The organism is Pseudomonas sp. GL_135, from assembly GCF_057834665.1.
Window position 1 is genome coordinate 1,033,619 of sequence record NZ_CM174408.1, and the last position, 23,220, is coordinate 1,056,838.

The 23,220-nt window shown below is 60.5% G+C and carries 19 protein-coding genes; 10 read left to right on the forward strand and 9 right to left on the reverse strand.

Annotated features, from left to right (window positions below; translation table 11 throughout):
• Window positions 1-155 precede the first annotated feature (155 nt).
• The 5 genes from AC3ISG_RS04715 (at window position 156) to groL (ending at window position 4,927) form a co-directional block, all read left to right on the forward strand.
• Entirely contained in the window at window positions 156-1,163 is a 1,008-nt protein-coding gene (locus AC3ISG_RS04715) for a DUF481 domain-containing protein (RefSeq protein WP_122535949.1), read from the forward strand.
• A gap of 219 nt (window positions 1,164-1,382) precedes the next feature.
• Window positions 1,383-2,114 carry a HugZ family pyridoxamine 5'-phosphate oxidase gene (locus AC3ISG_RS04720; protein ID WP_122535950.1) on the forward strand — a complete coding sequence of 244 codons (732 nt, stop codon included), beginning with the start codon at window positions 1,383-1,385 and terminating at the stop codon, window positions 2,112-2,114.
• A gap of 66 nt (window positions 2,115-2,180) precedes the next feature.
• On the forward strand, window positions 2,181-2,687 hold the full coding sequence (locus tag AC3ISG_RS04725; RefSeq protein ID WP_489298613.1) for an FxsA family protein: 507 nt from the start codon (window positions 2,181-2,183) through the stop codon (window positions 2,685-2,687).
• A 253-nt stretch (window positions 2,688-2,940) separates the two neighbouring features.
• Window positions 2,941-3,234 carry a co-chaperone GroES gene (locus tag AC3ISG_RS04730; RefSeq protein WP_037014630.1) on the forward strand — a complete coding sequence of 98 codons (294 nt, stop codon included), beginning with the start codon at window positions 2,941-2,943 and terminating at the stop codon, window positions 3,232-3,234.
• Between the two features lie 49 nt (window positions 3,235-3,283).
• Window positions 3,284-4,927 (forward strand): chaperonin GroEL, encoded by a 1,644-nt coding sequence (gene groL / locus AC3ISG_RS04735; RefSeq protein WP_122535952.1) that lies wholly within the window; start codon window positions 3,284-3,286, stop codon window positions 4,925-4,927.
• A gap of 622 nt (window positions 4,928-5,549) precedes the next feature.
• On the opposite strand, the gene AC3ISG_RS04740 is transcribed toward groL, so the two are convergent.
• Complete coding sequence (locus tag AC3ISG_RS04740) at window positions 5,550-6,290, reverse strand: phosphatase PAP2 family protein (protein ID WP_489298614.1); 741 nt, start codon at window positions 6,288-6,290, stop codon at window positions 5,550-5,552.
• Window positions 6,291-6,525: 235 nt separating this feature from the next.
• Here AC3ISG_RS04740 and colR point away from each other — a divergent pair, with 235 nt between their 5' ends.
• From colR to AC3ISG_RS04765, 5 genes are all read left to right on the forward strand, one after another.
• Entirely contained in the window at window positions 6,526-7,209 is a 684-nt protein-coding gene (gene colR, locus AC3ISG_RS04745) for a two-component system response regulator ColR (protein ID WP_037014624.1), read from the forward strand.
• Window positions 7,199-8,521 (forward strand): sensor histidine kinase, encoded by a 1,323-nt coding sequence (locus AC3ISG_RS04750; protein ID WP_122622467.1) that lies wholly within the window; start codon window positions 7,199-7,201, stop codon window positions 8,519-8,521. Before colR ends, AC3ISG_RS04750 begins: the two co-directional genes overlap by 11 nt.
• Window positions 8,522-8,682: 161 nt before the next feature.
• Entirely contained in the window at window positions 8,683-9,351 is a 669-nt protein-coding gene (locus AC3ISG_RS04755; RefSeq protein WP_172609556.1) for a class I SAM-dependent methyltransferase, read from the forward strand.
• 4 nt (window positions 9,352-9,355) lie between these two features.
• Window positions 9,356-10,075: a lipopolysaccharide kinase InaA family protein gene (locus AC3ISG_RS04760; RefSeq protein ID WP_122622465.1), complete on the forward strand. Its 720-nt coding sequence runs from the start codon at window positions 9,356-9,358 to the stop codon at window positions 10,073-10,075.
• Window positions 10,072-10,299 carry a hypothetical protein gene (locus AC3ISG_RS04765; RefSeq protein WP_108120736.1) on the forward strand — a complete coding sequence of 76 codons (228 nt, stop codon included), beginning with the start codon at window positions 10,072-10,074 and terminating at the stop codon, window positions 10,297-10,299. Before AC3ISG_RS04760 ends, AC3ISG_RS04765 begins: the two co-directional genes overlap by 4 nt.
• 77 nt (window positions 10,300-10,376) lie before the next feature.
• Here the strand turns inward: AC3ISG_RS04765 and AC3ISG_RS04770 are convergent, their stop codons facing one another.
• From AC3ISG_RS04770 to AC3ISG_RS04805, 8 genes are all read right to left on the reverse strand, one after another.
• Entirely contained in the window at window positions 10,377-13,451 is a 3,075-nt protein-coding gene (locus AC3ISG_RS04770) for a multidrug efflux RND transporter permease subunit (RefSeq protein WP_489298615.1), read from the reverse strand.
• 14 nt (window positions 13,452-13,465) lie between these two features.
• Complete coding sequence (locus AC3ISG_RS04775) at window positions 13,466-14,632, reverse strand: efflux RND transporter periplasmic adaptor subunit (RefSeq protein WP_122622463.1); 1,167 nt, start codon at window positions 14,630-14,632, stop codon at window positions 13,466-13,468.
• 291 nt (window positions 14,633-14,923) lie between these two features.
• Window positions 14,924-16,021, reverse strand: coding sequence for a DUF1513 domain-containing protein (locus AC3ISG_RS04780; protein ID WP_489298616.1), 1,098 nt, complete (start codon window positions 16,019-16,021; stop codon window positions 14,924-14,926).
• A 1-nt stretch (window position 16,022) separates the two neighbouring features.
• Window positions 16,023-17,087, reverse strand: coding sequence for an imelysin family protein (locus AC3ISG_RS04785; protein WP_489298617.1), 1,065 nt, complete (start codon window positions 17,085-17,087; stop codon window positions 16,023-16,025).
• A 27-nt stretch (window positions 17,088-17,114) separates the two neighbouring features.
• Window positions 17,115-18,542 carry a di-heme oxidoreductase family protein gene (locus AC3ISG_RS04790; protein WP_489298618.1) on the reverse strand — a complete coding sequence of 476 codons (1,428 nt, stop codon included), beginning with the start codon at window positions 18,540-18,542 and terminating at the stop codon, window positions 17,115-17,117.
• Window positions 18,543-18,680: 138 nt separating this feature from the next.
• Window positions 18,681-19,220 carry an AP2/ERF family transcription factor gene (locus tag AC3ISG_RS04795; RefSeq protein ID WP_163021986.1) on the reverse strand — a complete coding sequence of 180 codons (540 nt, stop codon included), beginning with the start codon at window positions 19,218-19,220 and terminating at the stop codon, window positions 18,681-18,683.
• A 268-nt stretch (window positions 19,221-19,488) separates the two neighbouring features.
• Entirely contained in the window at window positions 19,489-20,844 is a 1,356-nt protein-coding gene (locus tag AC3ISG_RS04800) for an imelysin family protein (protein WP_489298619.1), read from the reverse strand.
• 214 nt (window positions 20,845-21,058) lie between these two features.
• The gene (locus tag AC3ISG_RS04805; protein WP_122535966.1) at window positions 21,059-23,110 is read right to left on the reverse strand and encodes a putative bifunctional diguanylate cyclase/phosphodiesterase; all 2,052 of its coding nucleotides are present in this window, start codon (window positions 23,108-23,110) and stop codon (window positions 21,059-21,061) included.
• Window positions 23,111-23,220 lie beyond the last annotated feature (110 nt).

The following is a 23,220-nucleotide window of genomic DNA, read 5'->3' on the forward strand; positions in this document are numbered from 1 at the left end:
CGTTCCTGTAAAAGGGATGAACGGGAATTTTCGATAAGGAACTTGGGAAATTTCCTACTGTCAGTGTTACCTGTGTCGGCGGTCTGCCGATTGCCACCACGTTATCCATCCGGATAATGCCCGATTTCCCGCGAACCAGAGCCTTGTCGTTGCTTATGTTGTCCAGAACCCTGTTGTGCGTTGCGTTTGCCAGTGCCTCTACTCCATTGCTCGCTGACACCGTCTGGTTGAAGAACGGTGACAAGCTGACGGGGACTATCAAGGTCTTCGACGGCGGCAAGCTGCTGCTCAATACCAAATATGCAGGCGACATCCCGCTGGACTGGAAGGAAATCAAGACGCTGGAAAGTGACCAGCACCTTCTGGTAAAGCAGGACGCCACTACAGGCGAGATCTCCAAATCGCTACAGCCGGCCGAAGACGGCAAGGTTACCCTGGCCAACGGCGATGCGCCGAAGACGGTTGAGCTGGCAAGCATTCAGCAGATCATGAAGCCCAAGCCGGTGGTCACCGATCTGGTGTGGAAGGGCAATATCGATGCCGCGCTCGACTTCCAGCGCGCCGAGAACGACACCGACGATTACAACATCGCCTTCAAAACCTCCGCGACCCACGGCCAGTGGCGCCACAACGCCAAGGGCGAGTACAACCGCGAGTCGCAGGACAGCCTGACCACCACCAACAACTGGGACGCCGAGTACTCGGTCGACAGGTTCTTTACGGACAAATGGTTCTGGGACGGTCGCATTACCTACAAGCGTGACACCATTGAAGACCTGGCCCGTCAGCGCACGGTCGGTACCGGTCCGGGCTACCAGTTCTGGGACGACGAACTGGGCGCATTCAAAGTCGGCGCGCTGCTTAACCGCACCGATTTCGAATACTCCAACGGCGAGAAGGACAACTTCTACTCCGTGTCCGGCACCTGGGACTACAACCGTTACCTGATCGGCAAGAAGGTCGAGTTCTTCACCAACGGTGAAGTCGGCAAGCCTATCAGCGGCGTAGCTGACTATAGCCTCGAGACGGAAGTGGGCCTGCGCTACAAAGTCACCGAATGGGCGTCGCTCAATCTCAAAGCCGAGAAGGACATCATCAGCGGTTCCGACAATGGCGATCTGGACAAGACCCGCTATACCGCCGGTTTCGGTGTGGCCTGGTAACGTCTTCTCTATAACGGCTGCGCGCGCATAAACGGCATCCCGATTCGCGCGCCGGCCGGTTTCATCTTCCACGCGTATTCTTTTACGCGAACCCTCCGTAAAATCGTCACTCCCGCTCAATCTGGCACCTTCCACCGATAACGCTTATCGTGTGGCATGCGTCGCCGTCAGCTGCTTCGCGTCCCTCAATGCCTTCGTTTTACTCTTCAGGAGCCCCATATGAGCGCCAGCGCCAACCGGCAAGCCCGTACCTTGCTGCTCAAGGAATACCGTGGCGTGTTGTCGACCCATTCCAAGTCGATGCCCGGTTACCCGTTTGGCTCGGTGGTGCCCTACTGTCTGGACGATCAAGGCCGTCCGCTGATCCTTATCAGCCGCATCGCACAGCACACCCACAACCTGCAACTCGACGCCAAGTGCTCTTTATTGGTGGGCGAGCGCGGTGCTGAGGATGTGCAAGCGGTGGGGCGCGTCACGCTGATGGCCGAGGCTGAAAAAATCATCGACCACGCCCAGGTTGAAGCCGCCGCTCAGCGTTACTATCGTTATTTCCCGGAATCCGAGAGTTACCACAGCGCCCACGATTTCGATTTCTGGGTGCTGAAGCCGGTGCGCTATCGCTTCATCGGCGGGTTCGGCGCGATCCACTGGCTGGACGACGCAGCGCTGGCCAATCCCTTCGCTGGCGCTGCCGAGATCAGCATGGTCGAGCACATGAATGCCGACCACGCGAAAGCCATCACTCACTACGTCGAACTGGCCGGTTTACCGAAGACTGAACTCGCTACGCTGGTGGGCATCGACAGCGAGGGCATGCACCTGCGGGTGGGCCACGGTCTGTACTGGCTGGCCTTCGCAGAGCCCTGTAATACGCCGACACAAGTCCGCCAAGCCTTGACTCAGCTGGCTCACGCTGAAAAATGGCCCACACTTGAACAGGCCGAGGCTTGAATTAACGACTTTGCGACGTCACGTAAGGTCTACTGGAAGCCTTCTTCCGTCTAGGAACTCACTTTGATGCGCGTTTTTCTTCTGCTTCTATTGCTTTTTCCGGTGCTCGAATTGTTCGTGCTGGTGAAAGTCGGGATGTCGATCGGCTTTCTGCCGACCTTCCTGCTGGTCGTTGCCGGGTCGATGCTCGGTGTTTTCGTGGTGCGGATCGCCGGTGTGGCCACCGCGTTGAGCGCCCGGCAGAGTCTGGCCCGTGGCGAACTGCCCGCTCAGCAGATGCTCGACGGTTTGATGATGACCATCGGCGGTGGCTTGCTCGTGCTGCCTGGCTTCATCAGTGACGTGCTGGGCATGCTTTTCCTGATGCCTTTTACCCGTCGCCTGATCGTCGGCAAGGTGCGCAACCGTGCCGAGGCCCAGGCCGCGCGCCAGCGTGCGTTTGCCGAAAATATGCACGCGGCAAATTCGGCGGGTCCCATGCACCCCGGGGCTGCCCGTCCTGAAGCACGTCGCCCTGAAGTCATCGAGGGTGAGGTGATCGAAGGCGAATACGAGCCGCTGGATAAAAAGTAATTCAGCGCCAACACGACACGGCACCTGCAGGTGCCGTGTTCGTTTTCGCGACCGCCATTCATGCAAAAAATTTCTACGGTCAGCCTTGAATTCGGCTTGCTCGCCCTTATGTATGGGTCACCGCAAGGTTTCTGGCGCGTTTCGTCAGACCGTATTCTGCGGTTCGCTCGCGAACCGTAACCGGCAAGCCCGGATGTTTTAACCCGCCGGTGTCCGCACCGGGCGTTTAAAAACCATAATTAGGAGATCGACAATGAAGCTTCGTCCTCTGCATGACCGCGTCGTAATCCGTCGCAGCGAAGAAGAAACAAAAACTGCTGGCGGTATCGTGCTGCCTGGTTCGGCTGCTGAAAAACCTAACCGTGGCGAAATCCTCGCTGTCGGTAACGGTCGCATCCTGGACAACGGCGAAGTACGCGCGCTGGCCGTGAAAGTGGGTGACAAAGTGGTGTTTGGCCCTTACTCCGGCAGCAACACTGTGAAAGTAGACGGCGAAGACCTGCTGGTGATGAGCGAGAACGAAATCCTCGCGGTCGTCGAAGGCTGAGTTGATACCCCATTTCCCGTTACTACAAAGTATTTAAGGAATAACGATCATGGCTGCTAAAGAAGTTAAGTTCGGCGATGCTGGCCGTAAAAAAATGCTGGCTGGTGTCAACGTCCTGGCCGACGCAGTAAAAGCAACCCTGGGCCCAAAAGGCCGTAACGTCATCATCGAAAAAAGCTTCGGCGCTCCGCTGATCACCAAAGACGGTGTGTCCGTAGCCAAAGAAATCGAGCTGAAAGACCGTTTCGAAAACATGGGCGCGCAGCTGGTCAAAGACGTTGCTTCCCGTGCAAACGATGACGCTGGCGACGGCACCACCACGGCTACCGTTCTGGCTCAAGCCATCGTCAACGAAGGCCTGAAAGCCGTCGCTGCCGGCATGAACCCGATGGACCTGAAGCGCGGCATCGACAAGGCGACCATCGCCATTGTTGCTGAGCTGAAGAAGCTGTCCAAGCCTTGCACCGACTCCAAGGCCATTGCCCAGGTTGGTACCATCTCGGCGAACTCCGACAACTCGATCGGCGACATCATTGCTGAAGCAATGGACCGTGTAACCAAAGACGGCGTTATCACCGTTGAAGAAGGTTCGGGTCTGGAAAACGAGCTGTCTGTTGTTGAAGGCATGCAGTTTGACCGTGGTTACCTGTCCCCGTACTTCATCAACAAGCCGGACACCATGGTTGCCGAGCTGGACAGCCCGCTGTTGCTGCTGGTTGACAAGAAGATCTCCAACATCCGCGAAATGCTGCCTGTTCTGGAAGCCGTTGCGAAAGCTGGCCGTCCTCTGCTGATCGTCGCTGAAGACGTTGAAGGCGAAGCGCTGGCGACTCTGGTCGTGAACAACATGCGCGGCATCGTTAAAGTTGCAGCGGTCAAAGCCCCTGGCTTCGGCGACCGTCGCAAGGCCATGCTGCAGGACATCGCTGTTCTGACGGGCGGTACCGTTATCTCGGAAGAGATCGGCCTGAGCCTGGAAACCGCTACCCTGGAACACCTGGGTAACGCCAAGCGCGTTGTGCTGAACAAAGAAAACACCACAATCATCGACGGTGCCGGCGTTCGTGGCGACATCGACGGTCGTATCGCGCAGATCCGTCAGCAGATCGGCGACACGTCTTCGGACTACGACAAAGAGAAGCTGCAAGAGCGTCTGGCCAAGCTGTCGGGCGGCGTTGCAGTGATCAAGGTCGGTGCTGGTTCCGAAGTTGAAATGAAAGAGAAGAAAGCCCGCGTTGAAGACGCCCTGCACGCAACCCGTGCAGCCGTTGAAGAAGGCGTGGTGCCTGGCGGTGGTGTTGCGCTGGTTCGTTCGCTGCAGGCGATTTCCGAACTGCGTGGCGACAATGCTGATCAGAACGTCGGTATCGCGCTGCTGCGCCGTGCTGTTGAAGCACCTCTGCGTCAGATCGTGGCTAACTCGGGCGACGAGCCTAGCGTTGTGGTCGACAAGGTCAAGCAGGGTACCGGTAACTACGGTTACAACGCTGCGAGCGGCGAGTACGGCGACATGATCGAGATGGGTATTCTCGATCCGGCCAAGGTGACTCGCTCTGCTCTGCAGGCTGCTTCGTCGATCGCCAGTCTGATGATCACCACTGAGGCGATGATTGCTGATGTGGCTGACGAGAAGGCTGCGGGTGGCGGTATGCCAGACATGGGCGGCATGGGTGGTATGGGCGGCATGATGTAAGCCAGCCGTACCCCGATGTAGAAAAAACCCCGCTTAGGCGGGGTTTTTTTATGGGCGGCGCTAAATGACTCCCTCCGCGAGTGACCTTTGACAAGCCTCAGGATCAAGAGCGTCTGCCTAGGGGCAGACATTTCGCCTCCGGCGAGTTACTTGGAAAAGCACCCCCCTCTTGGTTTTAAAGAGCAGCCAAGGGTGCTTGCTCCTGGTTGGGCCCGACTTCGTCGGGTTCCTTCACTCCGGTCTCGCTCCGTGGGCCCGCGCCGAACGGGCATCTATGCCCTGACGGCGCTCTCGCCGCATCCCTGCGGCTCGGCCCACTGCGCGAGACCTGCGTTCAGCCTGCACCCAAGTCGCGTATGGCGGTGTTTGGACCTTTTGTGTATGAAAATCAAAAGCGGATCAAGAGCAGATCAAAGACAGATGCAGATCAAAGGCTTCCCGGCTAAAGCCGGTCCTACAGGCAGAGGCAATCCCACGGGATGCACGCGGTCTCCTTGTAGGACCGGCTTTAGCCGGGAAGAGGCCAGCTTGGACACCATCAATTTTGCAGTCTAACGCTCGATCGTTCCGACGCTCTGCGTGGGCATGCAGGCCGTGACGCTCTGCGTCACTTTGGAAGCGATTACCCCGAAACCACTTCCCCTCTCACCGCCACATCCTTCTTCGCCGGTCGGTACAGCACGACGTAGTACGCCCCCAAACAAAGCAGCCAGCAGAACACCGCTGTCCAGATGTTGTGGGAGAAGAAGTGCGCCCCTTGAAGCATTCGGCCGATGGAGAAGACGGTGCCCAGTCCCGCCGCGAAGATCAGGCCGGCTTTGGCCAGGCGGGGTTTGCGGTCGCGGAAGACGAAGAACAGGGCGAAGAGTGTGAAGCCGGTAGCGGCATGACCGCCGGGCCAGCAGCGGCCGGGTTTGTCGGTGGGGGGGCGGGGGCTGAGGAGTTCGCTGTAGGTTTCCTGGCCGCCGAACTCTTTCAGGCTCCACGGGCATTGCACCGATGTCACGACTTTCACCGGCGTGACGAAGCTGGTGGATAACGCCATCGACAGCACCATGCAGCCCAGTTCACGTTTCCACGGCTTCAGCACACTGACGAAGAACGAGGCGATGAAGCTGACGAAGGACAACACGCCTATGGCGATAACGGCCTGTTTGGCGCGGTCATGCAGCACGTCCTCAAGAAAGAAGCTGTGCCGCCCGATGAACTCGCCCGCTACCGGGTCGTAGGCCAGTTTGGCGATGTCCATGTCCAGCGAGGTTAATTCCAGCAATACCAGAACGATCGCGGTCACTGCCGGGATGCCCAGGTAAACCCAGAAATTGATCGGACGTGAGGCAGGCCGTTCAAGTGCGTGTGACATGGCGAATCCCGTGTAGTGGGCGAGGGGAGAGCGGGGGCGTATTGAGCCAGAGCGGTGCGAAGTCTGAGCAGAATGCTGTCGCGGCGCCGTGAACCGCGAGTGAAAAAAACGTTATGCACGGCGGTGCTGGCCCTCGAGCGCGCATCGCCGTAAGCTGCCGCCAACTCAGACCTTGTTGAGCGGCATCCCACGCCGTGTCCCGGGTCTCGCCACACCGCATAGGGAGACACGCGCCATGAGAATTCTGCTGGTTGAAGACAACCGCGACATCCTGGCAAACCTCGCCGATTACCTCGGTTTGAAAGGTTATACCGTTGACTGCGCGCAAGACGGTCTGTCCGGCCTGCACCTGGCGGCCACCGAGCATTACGACTTGATCGTGCTCGATATCATGCTGCCCGGCATCGACGGCTACACCCTGTGCAAGCGCCTGCGTGAAGACGCACGTCGCGACACCCCGGTGATCATGCTCACGGCACGCGACCAGCTTGACGACCGGCTCCAGGGGTTTCGCTCCGGCGCCGACGACTACCTGCTCAAGCCGTTCGCGCTATCGGAACTGGCGGCGCGTATTGAAGCGGTGCTGCGGCGTGCCCAGGGTGGCGGGCGCCGTACCTTGCAGGTCGCCGATCTGATCTACGACCTCGACACGCTGGAAGTGACCCGTGAAGGGCGCCTGCTCAAACTCAACCCGGTTGGGCTCAAACTGCTCGCAGTGTTGATGCAGAAGAGTCCTCACGTACTGCGTCGTGAAGTGCTGGAAGAAGCGCTGTGGGGCGATGATTGCCCGGACAGCGACAGCTTGCGCAGCCATGTTCACCAGTTGCGCCAAGTCATCGACAAACCATTCGCCAAACCACTGTTGCAGACCGTCCATGGTGTCGGATACCGCCTCGCCGAGGGGCGTGATGGAGTTTAAGCAGAGCCTCGCCCAACGGATCATCATTGCCTTTGCGCTGATGAGCGCGTTGGTTGCCGGGTGCTTCGCGATGGGCATTGTCGCGACGGTGCACCTGGTCGAAGAAAAGCTGATTTCGGCAGGACTGGGCGGCGACCTGACGCGCCTGCTGCTGATGGACAGCGTCAACGACTGGAACCACCGCCCGGAGCCGGATCAGCTGTTTTACTTCAGCGGCGGTCCGGGGGATTTCGAGCTGCCAAAGGACCTGCGGCATCTGGAGCCGGGCTTTCACGAAGTGTTTCGCGGGCCTTTGTCGTACCACGCCATGGTTGAGATCGTCGACGGTCGCCACTATGTATTGCTCCAGGATCAAAGCGATTTCGAAGAGCGTGAGCGCGTGCTGTTCGCCGTGGTGCTGGTGGGCTTTGTGCTGGCATTGGCGTTGGCGATTTTCCTTGGCTGGATACTGGCACGTCGGGTGATGGCGCCAGTGGTCCGTCTGGCCCGGCAGGTGCGTCATCGCGATCAGTTGCTCGGCCTCGCGCCGCCCTTGGCCCCCGACTACGCCGCCGACGAAGTAGGTGAGCTGGCGGTGGCTTTTGACGCCACGCTGGGCCGTCTCCGTGACGCGCTGACCCGCGAGCGGATGTTCACCAGTGATGTCAGCCACGAACTGCGCACGCCGTTGATGGTGCTGGCGAGTTCCTGTGAGCTGCTGCTGGAAAACCCGGCGCTAGATCAACGCGCACGGGCCCAGGTCGAGCGCGTGGCGCGGGCGTGCGAAGAAATGCGCGATCTGGTGCAGACCTTCCTGATGCTCGCCCGCACCCAGCGCGATGACTTGGCGCTTTATCCGCAGCTGACCCTGCACGGCGCTGCCCAACAGCTGATCAGCCTGTGGCGCGAACCGATCGAACGCAAAGGCCTGACCCTGGAATACTTGCCCGGTGAGCCTTCCGAAACGGCTTATAACGCGACCTTTCTCTACGCCGTGATGGGCAATCTGCTGCGCAACGCGCTGCACTACACCGAGACCGGCTTTATCCGCCTGACGCTGCGCGAAGGCGGGTTCATGGTTGAGGATTCCGGCGTGGGCATTCCGGAAGAAAAACGTGAGGCGATGTTTCAGCCATTCGTGCGCGGCACCGAGCAACGGGGCGAAGGTCTGGGCCTGGGACTGTCGTTGGTGCAGCGCATCTGCGAAAACCAAGGGTGGTCGGTCAGCCTGGACACCATGGAGCCAAACGGCTGCAGGTTCAGCGTAGACATGGGTTTGCGCCCTGGCAAAGAGCCCATGCGGTTGCCGTCGACAAATGTACAGCCTGTGTAAAGGTGCTGAAATGAACCGGGACATGGCCGTATGCTGGCCCTAAGTCCTTGAATAATCTCGTAACATTTGTTCACTTTTTCGGACGCTTTTTTCACATTCATCTGACCTGAGCGTGACGCTTCGCTGCTTAGTTTGGCCCTCTTATTAAAGGAGAGGCAGCCATGAGCAAGCGGATCGAGCTGGATTTTTCACGCAAATACGACGACGAACACGCTAAAAGGTATCTACGCAAACATAACGATGGACTCGCAAGACGCTTGTCGGATCGCCGGGATAAACAACTGGCGCGTCGCGCGCTGGCGTTGGCGGGCGAACCGGGCCTGGTGCTGGACCTGCCCTGTGGCGCCGGACGTTTCTGGCCGGTACTGGCCGAAAAAGCCAACCGGGTGATTATCGGGGCGGACAATTCGGCGTCGATGGTCAAGATCGCCTGCGAGTCGCAACCTGCGGAAATCGTCAAACGCGTCCAGCCATTGCAGACCTCGGCCTTTGCGATCGAGATGCCGGACAACGCTGTCGACAGCATCTTCTGCATGCGCCTGATGCACCACATCGGCAAGGCTGAAGACCGCGCCGTGTTGCTGAAAGAGTTTCACCGGGTGAGCCGGGATAGCGTGATCGTGTCGCTCTGGGTGGATGGCAATTTCAAGGCCTGGAAGCGCAGACACGCTGAAAAATCAAGGCCGCAACGTGATTACCAGAACCGCTTCGTGCTGCCGGTTGCGACCGTGGAAGCCGAATTTGAACAGGCAGGGTTTCGGATTCAGGAGCGCCTGGATTTCCTGCCGATGTACGCCATGTGGCGTGTGTATCTATTACGTAAGAGGTAACAGGATGGCCGTGGATTTCGCAACAGAGTTAGCCGTTCCCGCCAAGGACCGCTTCGCCTATTTCTGGAACACGCGAGGCGAATGGGTCGAAGAACCCAACGTGCGCCGTGGCGGTGAAAGTGGCGTGCAGCGTGTCGTCTCGGAAAACGGTCGGCTGCTGTATGTGAAGCGCCAGACAGGCCATATCTACCGCAGCTGGTTGCACCCTTTCGGTCGCCCGACCGTTCTGCGTGAGCGCGATGCCCTCGAAGGCCTCCGCCAGCTCGACGTCAATGTGCCGCGCATGGTGTTCTGCGGTGCCGAGCGTGACGAGAACAACGAGTGGCGAGCGTTGCTGGTCACAGCCTCGCTGGACGGCTTCGACGAGTTCGAAAACTGGCTGCGTGCAGGCGGTCGCGAACAATACGGCGAAGTGGTGTACGAGCAGATGCTTCAGGAAATCGCCAACAACCTGGCCCGCATGCACAAGGGTCGCTGGCAGCACAGCTGCATCTACATCAAGCACGTCTTTGTTCGCGTTGTAGGCGAGGGCGCCAACGCCAAGGCTGAGGTCGCGCTGCTGGATCTCGAGAAGTGCCGTCAGCGCCTGACGTCTTATGCCGCCGCTCAGCACGACATGAAACAGCTTCGTCGCCATTCGTCGTTTCAGCCTGCGGACTGGAGCAAGCTGGTCTATTTTTACGAGACCGCGTTTGGCAGGCCCATCAAAGGTTTACAGCGATGAAGTTAGAAATGGCGCGAGGTTTGTTTTTGGTTGGGGCGTTGGGGGTGACTTCCATCGCTTTGGCTGCCTGGGATCAGCCCGGTCCGAAGATTTTGAGTGCAGTGCATGGCGAAGGCCATTGCCCGCTGCCACGAGTGGCCAAGATGTCTGACACGGCCCGACCTGATCACGATCTACTTTTGTTGATGTTCGGCCTGGCCCAGGGGAGTGGACCGCAAGGCTGACTCCTTCCTGTTGCGTTAACCAAAAGGCCCCGAAAAAATCAGGGCCTTTTTTGTGCGCGTGTGGTTATTTTCTTATGTCAGGTACCGGCAGTCCTGTCGGGACTTGCATGGTCGTTGTGGTCTGGCTGCGCCTCATCGCGCCGCGCCAGCAGCGTATACACGCACGGTAATACAAAAAGCGTGAACAATGTCCCCACCGACATCCCTGTGGCAATCACCAGGCCAATGTCGAAGCGGCTGACCGCCCCCGCGCCGGTCGCCAGGATCAGCGGCACCATGCCGAACACCATCGCTGCCGTGGTCATCAGTACGGGCCGCAAGCGAATTGCCGCCGCTTCTTCGACCGCTTCCCGCGCCGTCAGGCCCTTGTCGCGGCGTAGCTGGTTGGCGAATTCGACGATCAGAATGCCGTGTTTGCTGATCAAGCCGATCAGCGTGACCAGACCCACCTGGGTATAGATATTCAGCGACGAGATGCCGAGGAACAGCGGAATCAGCGCGCCGCAGATCGACAGCGGCACCGTGACCAGAATCACCAGCGGATCGCGGAAGCTCTCGAACTGTGCCGCGAGCACCAGAAAAATGATCGCCAGGGCCAGTCCGAACGTGACCCACAACGCATTGCCTTCCTGCACGTACTGGCGAGATGCGCCGGCGTAGTCGTAGGCGAAACCTGGTGGTGATTCTTCGATCGTGATCTGTCTCACCAACTCGATCGCTTCAGCCTGACTCACCAGCGGGAAACCGGAGATGATTGCCGAGTTGAGCTGCTGGAACTGATTGAGCTGCCGCGGCCTGGCCCGATCGCTGACAGTAATCAGCGTCGACAACGGCAGCATCTTGCCGTCGGCGTTCTTGACGTAGTAATTCGAGAGCCAGGCCGGGTTGTCTCGGTAGGCCCGTTCAACCTGCGCGATCACCTTGTAGCTGCGCCCGTCGATGGTAAAGCGGTTGATTTCCGCCTCCCCGAGCAACGTCGCCAGGCTGCCGCCAAGGTCCTGCATCGACACGCCCATCTGCGCGGCTTTGGCGCGGTCGATGTCGACCACCACTTCGGGCTTGTCGAACGCCAGGTCAACGTCCAGAAACGCGAACTTGCCCGAGTCGGCGGCGCGTTTCTTGATGCGATCCGTCACCTCCAGCAGCGCGGCGTAGTCACCCGGTGTATTGATGACGAACTGAAACGGCAGCCCTTCGCCGGTGCCGGGCAACGACGGCAGGTTGAAGCCGAAGATCTGCAGCCCGGTAATACCGTTGAGCTTGGCTTGCACTTCGGGCAACAGCTCCATTTGCGTGCGGCTGCGCTCGTCCCATGGCTTGAGCAAGAACCCGCCGACGCCGGTCTGCACGCCATTGAAACCGTTGATCTGGAACGAGGAGTAATACTCCGGGAACGCTTTGAAAATGCTGATGAACTGGTCGGTGTATGTGTTCATGTAGTCGAGGTTGGTCGGCTGCGGCGCCGTCGCCATCATGAAGATGATGCCCTGGTCCTCGTCCGGCGCCAGTTGCGACTGGCTGAGCTTTAGAAACACCGGAATCAGACAGAGCACCAGTACGGCGAACACGATGACCACCGGCCGCGTATTCAGCGTGCCGTGAAGGACGCGCTGGTAGCGGACCTTCAGGCTTTCGAAGGCGTGATCAAGCTTGTGCGCCAGGCCGCTGGGATTCTCTTCCCGGCGCAGGAGCACGGCACACATCATCGGCGACAGGGTCAGCGCGACGATCCCGGAAATCACCACCGCACCCGCCAGCGTCAGCGCGAACTCCTTGAACAGCGCCCCGGTCAGTCCCTCCAGAAAACCGATGGGTGCATACACCGCTGCCAGGGTGATGGTCATCGATACCACGGGCATGGCGATCTCGCGAGCGCCCTCGATGGCTGCATCGAAGGGCGTCTTGCCTTCCTCGATGTGCCGGTGAATGTTCTCCACCACCACGATGGCGTCGTCGACCACCAAGCCGATGGCCAGCACCATCGCCAGCAGCGTCAGCAAATTGATCGAATACCCCATCAGTTGCATGAAAAACAGCACGCCGATCATCGACAGCGGGATGGTGATTACCGGGATCAGCACCGAACGCAGGGCGCCCAGGAACAGGAACACCACGACGATGACGATGAGCACCGCTTCGATCAGGGTTTTCACCACTTCATGGATCGAGGCCTGAATGAACAGCGTGGCGTCGTAGGCGATGGACGCTTTGAGGCTCGGCGGTAATTGGGCTTCCAGCTCTGGCAGGATGCGCCGCACTTCCTTGATCACGTCCAGCGGGTTCGAGCTGGGCGTGCCCTTGATGCCGATGTACACCGACGGCGTGCCGTCGAACGAGCTGACCGTGTCGTAGTTTTCGGCGCCCATCTCTACCCGGGCCACATCACCCAGCAGTACGCGGCTGTCGCCCATGGTCTTAAGCGGAATCGCCGCGAAGGTCTCAGGGGATTTCAGGTCGGTGCTGGCGTTGACGCTGGTGACCACGTACTCGCCCTTCACCTCACCCGCCGCGGACAGGAAGTTGTACTTGCGCACCGCTTCGGTGACGTCGTTGGCGGTCAGGCCGAAACCGGCGAGTTTGACCGGGTCGAGCCACAGGCGCATGGCGAACACCTGATTGCCCAGAATCTCCGCTTCGGCCATGCCTGGCAGCGTCGCCAGCTTTGGCTGAATGACCCGGGACAGGTAATCGGTGATCTGGGGGTTGCTCAGCTCGGCGCTGTAGAAGCTGATGTACATCAGCGCGGAGGCGTCGGCGGCCTCCTTGCTCAGGACCGGGTCTTCAGCGTCCTGGGGCAGCTTGTTCTTGACCTCGTTGGCCTTGGCGAGCAGCTCGGTGTAGAGGCGGTCGCTGTTGGAGCCGATGCGTGCATAGATGGAAATGACCGAGAAGTTCTGCCGGCTGACCGAGGTCATGTAGTCGATGCCTTCGGCGCTCGCCAGACTTTGCTGCAGCGGCTGGGTGATATAGCCCTGAATGGTTTCGGCGTTGGCGCCAGGGTAGGCCGTGGTCACGGTGATCAGCGCGTTTTCCATCTGCGGGTACTGGCGGATGGTCAGCTTGCTGAACGCCTGAAAACCCAGCAGCACGATCAACAGGCTGATCACGCTGGCAAGCACCGGGCGACGGATGAACGGGTCTGTAAAGGCCATGATCGATTCCTTGATCAGTCCGCTTTGGGCTGGCTGTTCTGCGCTGCCGGGGTGGCGTGCGACGGAGTTGCCGGGTCGACCACGATGGCGACGGCGGCGCCGTTATCCAGTTTGAGCTGGCCGCCGGTGACGACCTGTTCGCCGGCTTTCAATCCTTTGCTGATGATCACCAGGCCGCCGCGACGCTCGCCGGTTTCGACGAAGCGCCGCTCGACCATGAGCTGAGGCTCACCCTTGCTGTTGTTTTCCGGCTGGCCGTCGGCGGTCTTTTTCGGCACGACGACGTACACCGAATTGCCGTACAGCGTGTAAGTGATGGTGCTTTCCGGCAGCACCAATTGCGGCGTGTCCTGCCCGAGCAGCACCTGCAGGCTGGTGAACATACCGGGCAGCAGCTGGCTGTCGGGGTTGGGCAGGGTGGCGCGAATCAGCACATTGCGGGTGGTGTCTTCGACCTTGGGGTTGATGGCGCTGATGCGTGCAGTGAAGACGCGTTCGGGGTAGGCCGCGACGCTCACCTGCACCTCTTGGCCGAGGGCCAGTTTCGGCAGCATCTGCTCCGGCACGAAGAAGTCGGCGTACAGACTGGTCAAGTCCTGAAGGGTGGCGATCACTGTGCCGCTGGCAAGGTAGTCGCCGACGTCGACCTGACGAATGCCGATGGTGCCGCTGAAGGGCGCGAGGATGCGCTTCTTAGCCAGGGAGGCGTTCAGTTGTGCGACGGTGGCAGCGGCTTTCTTCTGCGTGGCGGCGAGCTTGTCGAAGTCGCCGCGGGAGATGGCGGATTCGCCCACCAGTTTGCTGCCGCGGCCGTATTCCACCTGTGCCAGACCGAGGTCTGCTTCGGCGGTGCCGAGCAGGGCCTTTTCCACATCGCTGTCGAGCTGCAGGAGCGGCTGACCCACCTTGACCTTCTGGCCGGATTCGAACTGCACGGCCTTGACCGTGCCCGCGATTTCCAGCGACAGGTCCACGCCCTGGAAGGCCTTGAGCGTGCCGATGGCCGGCAGACGATTCTGCCACCCGCGCGTCTCGGCAACCGCCACCGCGACGTTGATCGGCGGCTTCGGCGCCGTGAATTGCTGGATCTGCTGATAGACCGAAAACGCTTTGTACCCGCCCAGGGCCAGGACCACGATCAGGACAATACCCAACATGATCAACATGCGGCGACGCAACATATTCCACTTCCTTGGAAAACCGACGAATCAGGCGAGCACGTTAGTCGTGTCGGGGTTTAGTTGCCAGTGGCGGTGATGGATTTTGGGATCAGCGAGCAAGGTCCCTGTAGGAGTGAGCTTGCTCGCGAAGACGGTATTTCAGGCTCTGAAGATTTAGCGGATGTTCCATCGTCTTCGCGAGCAAGCTCGCTCCCACAGTTCACCTGTCGGCAGATACCTCTGCAGCGTGGTCATATTTCGATGAGCGGGCTTGCCAGGGAAGAGGCCCGCGCGGCCGCTGCATTTCTCCGATCAAACCAAATGCAAATGGTTGTCCCACAACCCCGCTGGCAGCTCCAGCGGTTTAGCAACCAGCACTGTCTCGCGGCAATCATAGAATCGGCAGCGGCCCTGGCCTGAGGTGACGACGAAGCCGTCCGCCACGGCGCCCACCCCGGCGCAATCAGGCAGCGGTGCGTCGAGCTTCAGCGCGCCGCTGTCCAGGTCCCAGATTAAGAAGCGGTTGCCCCTCGGCGCGGTCAGCGCCACCAGCCGCAGGTCGTTATGAATGGCAACGCTGGCGGTGTAATGCGCCATCGCCTGCAGCTGTTGCTCGGCCACCGGGAACGCCTGAAATGGCTGCCCTGGCCGCTTGATGGCGAGCAGCTCGGCGGACTCGTGGGAAGGCCCCATGAACTGCTGCCCCGCCACGATGGTGCCGTCGCTGGCGATCGCCATATGGCGCACGCTGTTCATCTGCTGCGACAACGACTCTTTGCTCAGCAGCGTGCCGTCGCGCTGCATCAGCACCAAGCTCGGTTCCATGGCGTCGAGGTTCATTTCGACGCGGCTCTCGGCCTCGGTGCGAATGCCGCCGTTGGCGACTGCGAGGGTCTCGCCATCCGGCATCCATGACACTTGGTGAGGGCCTACGCCGTGGGTAGAAATTTCCCCGGTGCGTTGCAGCCGCTCATCAACGAATCGATACACGCCCAACAGCCCTCGGCCCGGTTCTGTCGTGTCGTTTTCGGTGGCGTACAGCCATTCGCCTTCTTTGTGAATGACCGCGTGGCCGTAGAAGTGTCGGTGGGGTTGCGAGGTGATGGTTTGCAGCAGACGACCGTCGCGCAGGTCGATCAGGTAACTCTCGGTCCCCGGCCGGCGCGCGACGAACAGCGCGATCGGCAGGTTCGGGTGATTGATGATGTCGTGACAGCGCTGGGCAACGGCGGTGGCAAACACTTGCGTGCCATCGACGCGATAACCCACAGCGAAGTGCTGGCCGTTGCCGTCGTCCCGCGCGGACAACAACAGCGGGCTCTCGCCTTTTTTGGTGAATAGCGTCCAGCCGCCAAAGGTGACGGCACTGAGCAGCAGGCTGCCCAGACCCAGAGCCTGACGTCGCAACATATCAGTCACCATCATTGGCGTTGAAGCCCAGTTGAATGCCCAGCGCCTTCGCCAACTCGCCTTCGTGCAGGCGATGGACCACGTTGAGGCTGTCGTAGAAAGCGTTGAGCTGCTGGCGGCCTGCTTCGGTGGCCAGCAGATCCCCGAGCGGCGGTTTCAGCGCGGCCAACTGTCGATTGCTCTCGGCGTAGGCAGCGTCGATCTTGTCGGCCAGAGGCTTCTGCTCCTTGGGCAACAGCCCGCGCAAACCCTTGTTGTCGACGCCGGCCCAAACAGTCTGCGCACTGGCCAGACTTGCCTGCAAGCTGCTGAGCGACGCCTTGCTGCGCCACGCTTCCGCCTGAAACGGCTGCGGCACGCCCTTGGTGCCACGGCCCAGCGGCGTGCCTAGCTTTTTCTTCAACGAGTCCAGCGCGGTCACTTGCACGCGCAGCAACTCGGCAATGGCTTCGTGGGAATCGGCGTAGCGCTGGTTGGGAAACTTGCTCAGCTGAGCGAGCATGCCGTCGTTGCTGTTCCAGCTGTTGAGGATGTCTTCGGCCAACGCCTTCTGACGCTCGCCGATGGCCATCAGCAGCGGGCAGTAGCGAGCTTTCTGCTCGGCGTTGGCCATGTCGATGTCGGCGTCGAACAGGATGTATTCATAGGCCGACAGCCCCTGAACCACGACGCTGGATTTGGCCAGGGCGTCAGCGCTGATCTGCGGCTGTGCGGTGAGCAGTTGCTCCACTTGACGGCCAACGAGGTTTTTCTTGTCCGGCCAGAACTGAATCTGCCAGGCGCGATTGCCTTCGGCCAGCGGCCCGATGAGCAGCGGTTGCAGCTCGGCCCAGGCTTTTTGCGCGTGGAGGAAGTCGGCGCGGGCGGTGTCCAGGTCGGATTTGCCCTGGCAGTAGGACAGCGCGCTGATCGCCAGTTGCCGGTCGGCATCGACCCACCGGCTGTAAGTCGGAAGGATGACCTGACTGGCGATGGCGGCAGACGTCACGGCTTGCGGGTCCGACGGCGCGCACGCGCCCAGTGCCAGTGCGGCGAGGCTGGTGAGCAACAACTTGGGGCGGAACATGCCCGACTCCTTATCTTCAGAAATACGTTAGAGAGAATTCAAGAACGCCAGCAGGGCCGCGCGTTGTTCCGCGTCGAAGGCCAGCACCTGACGCTGCGCGGGGAGCGCTTCGCCGCCATGCCAGAGCACGGCCTCCATCAGGTTACGGGCGCGCCCGTCGTGCAGAAACTGCGTGTGGCCGCTGACAGTCTGGGTCAGGCCGATGCCCCACAACGGCGGGGTGCGCCACTGCTGGCCGCTGGCCTGAAATTCGCTCAGATTGTCGGCCAGGCCTTCGCCCATGTCATGCAGCAACAGATCGGTGTAAGGACGGATGACCTGATTCGCCAGCTCGGGCTCGGCGGCGTCGGCGGAAGTGGTGAATTGTGGCGTGTGGCACTGCTGGCAGCCGGCCTTGAAGAACAGACTCTTGCCCGCCAGCACCTGCGGCTCAGCCACATTGCGACGCACCGGAACGCCGAGGTTGCGGGTGTAGAAGGTTATCAAGCGCAGGATGTTGTCGCTGACCTCCGGCTCACCGTTCGGACCATTGCCATTGGGCGCAGCCAGGCATGCGCTCTGTGACGGTGTGCAGTCGTCGACCGGCATCAGAGTGGACGTCAGGCCCATGTCACCCGCCAGTGCGTGGGCATTTTGCTGCTTGATGCTCGGCTGCGAGGCTTTCCAGCCGAAACGGCCGAGGACGGATTTCTGCTGTTCGTCGTCCCAGACCCAGTTGGGTTTACCGGTGATGCCGGTGCCCTTTTCATCGTTCGGGTTGGCGTTGGCCAGAATCGCCGCCTGTGGAATGGCTTCCAGAAGGCCCAGACCAATCATCGGCGGGGCAATGCGTGCAGAGGCTCGCGTCTGCGGGTGCATCGGGCCGTAACCGGGTTGGGTGATCTGCAGGGTAGGGCGGCGCAGATGCACCGGAGTGCCGTCGCGAAAATGCACGGTCATGGAATCGTAATCGACCCGAACCTTGCCCTCGGGCGTGACGCCGGGGATGGCCATGTCCTGGAGTTGCTTGCCGTAAACAGGCTCGGGGATAAGGCCCAGCCGCTTGATGTCCTGGGCGAACGCCGGATCGTCGGGAATCGACAGGCGCACCAGCATTGACACGGCGTTGTCGGCGCCGGGCTCGGGCGGGTGACCACGGCCGTCCTTGATGTGGCAGTTCTGGCAGGCGTTGGTGTTGAACAACGGACCCAGGCCGTCGCGGGCAGTGGTAGTCGACGGCGCAATCACCCAGGGGTTGCGGAAGAAGCTGTTGCCGACGCTGAAGTCCAGCCGCCGGACAGGCGACAGGTTGGCTGAAGGCAGGGAAAACGCATTGCGATCGCTTTTGTTGACGGTGGTGGCGCCGCCAGAGCGCGACTCGCCCGGCTCGGCGGCGGTGAAACGCGGGGCGTCATCGCACCCACTCATGGCGAGCGCCATCAGCAGGAGAAACGAAGGACGGAACCACGCAGTCATACAGGTCCTGCAAAGGGGGGAAATCGGGGCGAGCAAGCTTACCAGCCCCGAGTTTGATGAATAAGAGGGATTAGCGTTTGCAGGCCCTCTCGTAACGTGTTGTTACCAAATCATCCGCGCGTGATGGGCCCGCAAAACTTATGCGCCGGCGATCTCCAGCGCCGGGTTTTCCACAAGCAGTTGCATGAGACGCCGCTCGCCCTCGACCACCTTGAATGACCGGTAATCGCCGATGCCGTCGAGCTGCCGCTCGCGCTCGCGGATCGCCAGCTCCTTGGCCCTCTCGTAACCGTAGTGCTCGACCCTGAACGACTTGGTGACGCTGCTGCCGTTGCGCAGTGTGGTCCGCGCCACCCAATAGGCGATGCCGGTATAGCAGCGGTAATGCACCCCCGGATAGCCGCTGGTGTTGGTGGCGATGATGCGCTGGCGGATGTCGCGGCTGAGCTTGGGCAGGTGAGCCAGCAGCAATTGGTCACGGCACGCGTCGGCGGCTTTTCGTGCCGGATCACGGCCGCCATAGCGGGAGAAGGAAAACAGTCGGTTGAAGGTTCTGCCGTCGCGGTAGATCGTCACCTTCCAGGCACGCGGCCCCTTGACGCCGACCAGCAGGTGGATACCGTAATCGTTGGCTTTGAGCTTGCTGACGCGGCGCCTTTTATTGTTTCTCTTGGGCACTTTCTGTCTCCTCCTGGATAGGGTGGGGTCAAGGAAGTGCGCATGATCGGCGGCGGGGGAGGCGTGTTCAATCCGACAAGGACCGAACAGGAAATGCCCTACAAAGCTTACAGACCGGTCCCCGGATAAGGCCCGTTTTGGTGGTGTTTGAAGCGTCGATTGACGAAAAAAATGCCGGCCCGTGGTCGGGGTCGGCATTCGTTTGCAACGGGACCGACTTCAGCCGGGAAGGCGCGGCCTTGCCGATTTGAAGCGGACGTGAAGCGGATCAGAACTCGTGGTCGGCGTTGTCCGGGTTCAGATCAGTGATGCCCAACTTGCCGGCCGCTTGCTCAATGGCCCCGGTCTGTTTGACCAGCGCGGCGATGGCGTCGCGCACGACCTGGTTGCCTGCCGTATTGCCCGCCGCGATGAGCTGGTCGAAATGCTCGCCCTTGTTGGCGTGGTCGACGATGACCTGCAGCTTTGCCTGGGTCGCGTCAAGGTCGGCGCGCACGGTCTGGTCGGTTGCGGCGTCGGCGGTGGCGACCAGCGAGGACAGGCTCGCGCCGCTCACTTTGCTGCCGTCGACGCGGGTGTATCCACCCAGGTAGACGTTGCGGATGCCCAGGCCATTGTAGAAGTGCGAGTTGTGGGTGTTGTCGCTGAAGCAATCGTGCTCGTCTTCGCTGGAGTTGGCCTCCAACGCGACTTTCATGCGCTCGCCCGCCAGTTCACCGAGCGACAGGCTGCCCATGCCGAACAGCATTTTGCGCAGCCCGCTCTCGGCGGACTCAGCTTCCAGCGTGGCCCGATAATTGTCGGCGACGCCCGGTTTCCAGTTGTTGACCATTTCTTCGAGGTCGCTGACCAACAGATCGGTGGCGGCTTTTAGATAAGCGCGACGGCGATCGTTGTGGCCGCCGGTGCCGCCCTGGCCTTCGATGTAGTCGCTGGCCGGACGCTCGCCGGCGCCCGGATGGGTGCCATGCAGGTCCTGGCCCCAGAGCAGGAATTCGATGGCGTGATAACCGGTGGCCACGTTTGCTTCCGAACCACCGAGCTCGTTCAGGCTGGCGAGTTTTTCAGGGGTGATTTCGCTGACGTCGACTTTGTCCTCGCCCACTTGCACTGATTTGTTGGCGATGATGTTGGCGGTAGCACCCGGATTGCCCAGTGCGTGCTGGTAATCCTTGGCGACATAATCGATCAGGCCTTCATCCAGCGGCCATGCGTTCACCTGACCTTCCCAGTCGTCGATGATGGTGTTGCCGAAGCGGAATACTTCGCTCTGCATGTACGGCACGCGCGCTGCTATCCAGGCTGCGCGCGCTGCTTTCAGGGTCTGGTCATTGGGTGTGGCGAGGAAAGCGTCGACTGCCGTGCTGAGCTTTTTGGCAGTGGATTCGGCGTCGCTGAAAACGGCAAATACGATATTGGCGTAGTTGGCGACCACTGCTCTGGTGGCGGTTTCGTTGGGCTGGGCGGGCGCAGCGGCGGAGGTCGGCCCTGGAGCCGGGGCAGCGGCTGCGGCAGGTGCAGGGGCAGGCGCCGCAGCGGCGGGCTTGTCCTTGCCTTGATCACAACCGGCCAGAGCAATAGCGACAGCCAGCAGACTTGCGGTTGCCAGGGGCATACGAATCATGACGGAATCCTGCATCGAGAAGAGGTGTAAAAGGTGGCGAACGCCAAAAAATGTTGCGCCATAATGCGAAAGATTTGCATTCGGTGTAAAGGCCATTAGCCCAGGCAGGCGGGGGGAGATATTTCAAGCTGTTTCAAGAAAGGGGCCGGCCGGGCCCACGTGTGAATGGCGGTGATCGGCGCAACGGCTGCTTTTGTGCCGGGAGGCACGTGTGTTACAGCGCCTCGCTGTGGGTCCGTTGCGCCTGCTTCAGGTAAACCAGTAGCTCCCGCGCTGGCAGAGGCTTGCTGTAGAAGTAGCCCTGACCTTCGTGACAACCCTCGGAAATGATGTAGGCCTCTTGCTCGGCGGTCTCGACGCCTTCGGCGATCACCTGCATGCCCAGACTTTTGCCGAGCTGAATGATGGCGCGCACGATCGTCGCGTCGTCATCGTCGTCGAGCAGGTCCTGCACGAAGCTCTTGTCGATCTTGATCTTGTCCAGCGGCAGGCTTTTCAGGTAACTCAGCGATGAATAACCGGTCCCAAAGTCATCGATGGCGATCAGCGCCCCGGAGCGGCGCAGGCTCAACAGGTGCTGCGCGGCGGTGGTGATGTCTTCCATCAGACCGGTTTCCGTGACTTCCAGCTCCAGACTGCGGGGTGGCAGGCGGTAGATCTGCAGCAAGTTGTTCACCACCCGCGGCAGTTCGGCGTGGTGCAGTTGCACCGTGGACAGGTTCACCGCCATGCGCAGGTCTGTGAAGCCCTGATCGTGCCATTCGCGCAGCTGTTTGCAGGCTTGATCCAGTACCCATTCACCAATTGCGATGATGGTGCCGTTCTGCTCGGCCAACGGAATGAACTGATCCGGCGGCACGAAGCCATGCTCCGGGTGAATCCAGCGGATCAGCGCCTCGACCCCCACCACGCTGTGGTCGCGATAGCTGATCTGCGGCTGATAGACCAAGTGAAACTGCTCGCGGGCCAAGGCTTCACGCAGGTCTTTTTCCAGCTCGCGACGACGACGCATCTCGCTGTCGACGCTGGCGATATAAAACTGGTAGCGGTTACGCGAGCGTGTCTTGGCCAGCGTCATGGTCTGTTCGGCTTTCTGCAGCAGCTTCTCGGTGCTGTCGCCATCTTCGGGGAACAGCGTGATGCCGATGGTGGCGCGCAGACGAATCTCCTGCTGATCGACGGCGAAGGGCGCTTCCAGGTCGTCGAGAATATTCTGCGCCAGCTCGGCGGCTTCGTAAGGCTGTTCGATATCGGCCTGAACCAGCGCGAACTGGTCGCCGCCCAGACGGGCGAGGGCGCCGAGGCGGCCGCTGTGGCTGCGCAGGCGATCGGCGAGGGCGAGCAGCAACTGATCGCCGGCCTGATAACTGAATTGTTCGTTGATGCCTTTGAAGTCATCCAGCCCGACGCACAACACCGCGACGCGATGCTGCACTTTTCCGGAGTCGACGAGGATTTTGTCCAGTTGCTTCTGCAGTTGCAGCCGGTTCGGCAGACCGGTGAGGAAATCGTACTGCGCCATCCGCAGCAGGCTGGATTCAGCCTCGTGGCGCAAATTGGTGTTGCGCTCGATGGACGCCAACAGTTGGTTGGCGGTGTTGACCCAGACCCCCAGTTCGTTTTTTTCATGGCCTTTGAGCAACGGCAACTGGTGTTCGCTGGGGCGGTCGGGGTTGATGCTGGTCAGGTGCTCGATGATTCTCGACAGCGGTTTGGTCAGTAGCCAGTGGTAAACCAGGTACAGCACCAGACCCATCGCCAGCGCGCGCAACACGCCGGAAATGAAAATGATCATCGAATTGGTGAGGAAGGTTTCGCCGTAGGTGGCGGTGTCGAGGGTGATGCGCAGGTCGCCGTAATATTCGCTGTACGGGCTGCGGCCGACCAGTTGCGTGGTGAAACTGCGTTCCTGGCCCAGGATCAGATCGGTCAGCCAGCGGGTGGGCGTGGTTTCGAGGTCTCGGGATTTCTCGGCGAGCACCGTCTCGTTGGGATGACCGATGGACGCCATCCGCACGGCCTTGTCCTGAAACAGCCCTTCGATGACCTGCATCCCCATTTCCCGGTCCAGGCTATAAACGGCCTGAGTCGACGGATCGCGGAACATGTCGAGGATACGCGCCGCATCCGAGGCAACGGCCTGGCGGGTTTTGTAAGCGTCGTAGACGATCTGTGCGCAACTGAGCACGACCCCCACGATCAGCGCGGACAGCAGCACAACGCGAAGCAGCTTCACCGACAGGCTGTGTTTGAGTTCCAGCTTCAAATGGCCATTCCTTTATCCATGCTGATAGCGGGCTGACTGCGTGCAGGCACTGGCAATACAGGCATTCGGATCAGGCGCTCCCGGCTTGCGCATGACCCGATCAATCGGAG

Coding starts and splice junctions, on each gene's coding strand:
- AC3ISG_RS04715 (WP_122535949.1), top strand. CDS start 156: ATGTTGTCCAGAACCCTGTTGTGCGTTGCGTTTGCCAGTGCCTCTACT.
- AC3ISG_RS04770 (WP_489298615.1), bottom strand. CDS start 13,451: ATGGCCTTTACAGACCCGTTCATCCGTCGCCCGGTGCTTGCCAGCGTG.
- AC3ISG_RS04800 (WP_489298619.1), bottom strand. CDS start 20,844: ATGATTCGTATGCCCCTGGCAACCGCAAGTCTGCTGGCTGTCGCTATT.
- groL (WP_122535952.1), top strand. CDS start 3,284: ATGGCTGCTAAAGAAGTTAAGTTCGGCGATGCTGGCCGTAAAAAAATG.
- AC3ISG_RS04765 (WP_108120736.1), top strand. CDS start 10,072: ATGAAGTTAGAAATGGCGCGAGGTTTGTTTTTGGTTGGGGCGTTGGGG.
- AC3ISG_RS04790 (WP_489298618.1), bottom strand. CDS start 18,542: ATGACTGCGTGGTTCCGTCCTTCGTTTCTCCTGCTGATGGCGCTCGCC.
- AC3ISG_RS04730 (WP_037014630.1), top strand. CDS start 2,941: ATGAAGCTTCGTCCTCTGCATGACCGCGTCGTAATCCGTCGCAGCGAA.
- AC3ISG_RS04750 (WP_122622467.1), top strand. CDS start 7,199: ATGGAGTTTAAGCAGAGCCTCGCCCAACGGATCATCATTGCCTTTGCG.
- AC3ISG_RS04755 (WP_172609556.1), top strand. CDS start 8,683: ATGAGCAAGCGGATCGAGCTGGATTTTTCACGCAAATACGACGACGAA.
- AC3ISG_RS04780 (WP_489298616.1), bottom strand. CDS start 16,021: ATGTTGCGACGTCAGGCTCTGGGTCTGGGCAGCCTGCTGCTCAGTGCC.
- AC3ISG_RS04740 (WP_489298614.1), bottom strand. CDS start 6,290: ATGTCACACGCACTTGAACGGCCTGCCTCACGTCCGATCAATTTCTGG.
- AC3ISG_RS04760 (WP_122622465.1), top strand. CDS start 9,356: ATGGCCGTGGATTTCGCAACAGAGTTAGCCGTTCCCGCCAAGGACCGC.
- AC3ISG_RS04785 (WP_489298617.1), bottom strand. CDS start 17,087: ATGTTCCGCCCCAAGTTGTTGCTCACCAGCCTCGCCGCACTGGCACTG.
- colR (WP_037014624.1), top strand. CDS start 6,526: ATGAGAATTCTGCTGGTTGAAGACAACCGCGACATCCTGGCAAACCTC.
- AC3ISG_RS04725 (WP_489298613.1), top strand. CDS start 2,181: ATGCGCGTTTTTCTTCTGCTTCTATTGCTTTTTCCGGTGCTCGAATTG.
- AC3ISG_RS04775 (WP_122622463.1), bottom strand. CDS start 14,632: ATGTTGCGTCGCCGCATGTTGATCATGTTGGGTATTGTCCTGATCGTG.
- AC3ISG_RS04720 (WP_122535950.1), top strand. CDS start 1,383: ATGAGCGCCAGCGCCAACCGGCAAGCCCGTACCTTGCTGCTCAAGGAA.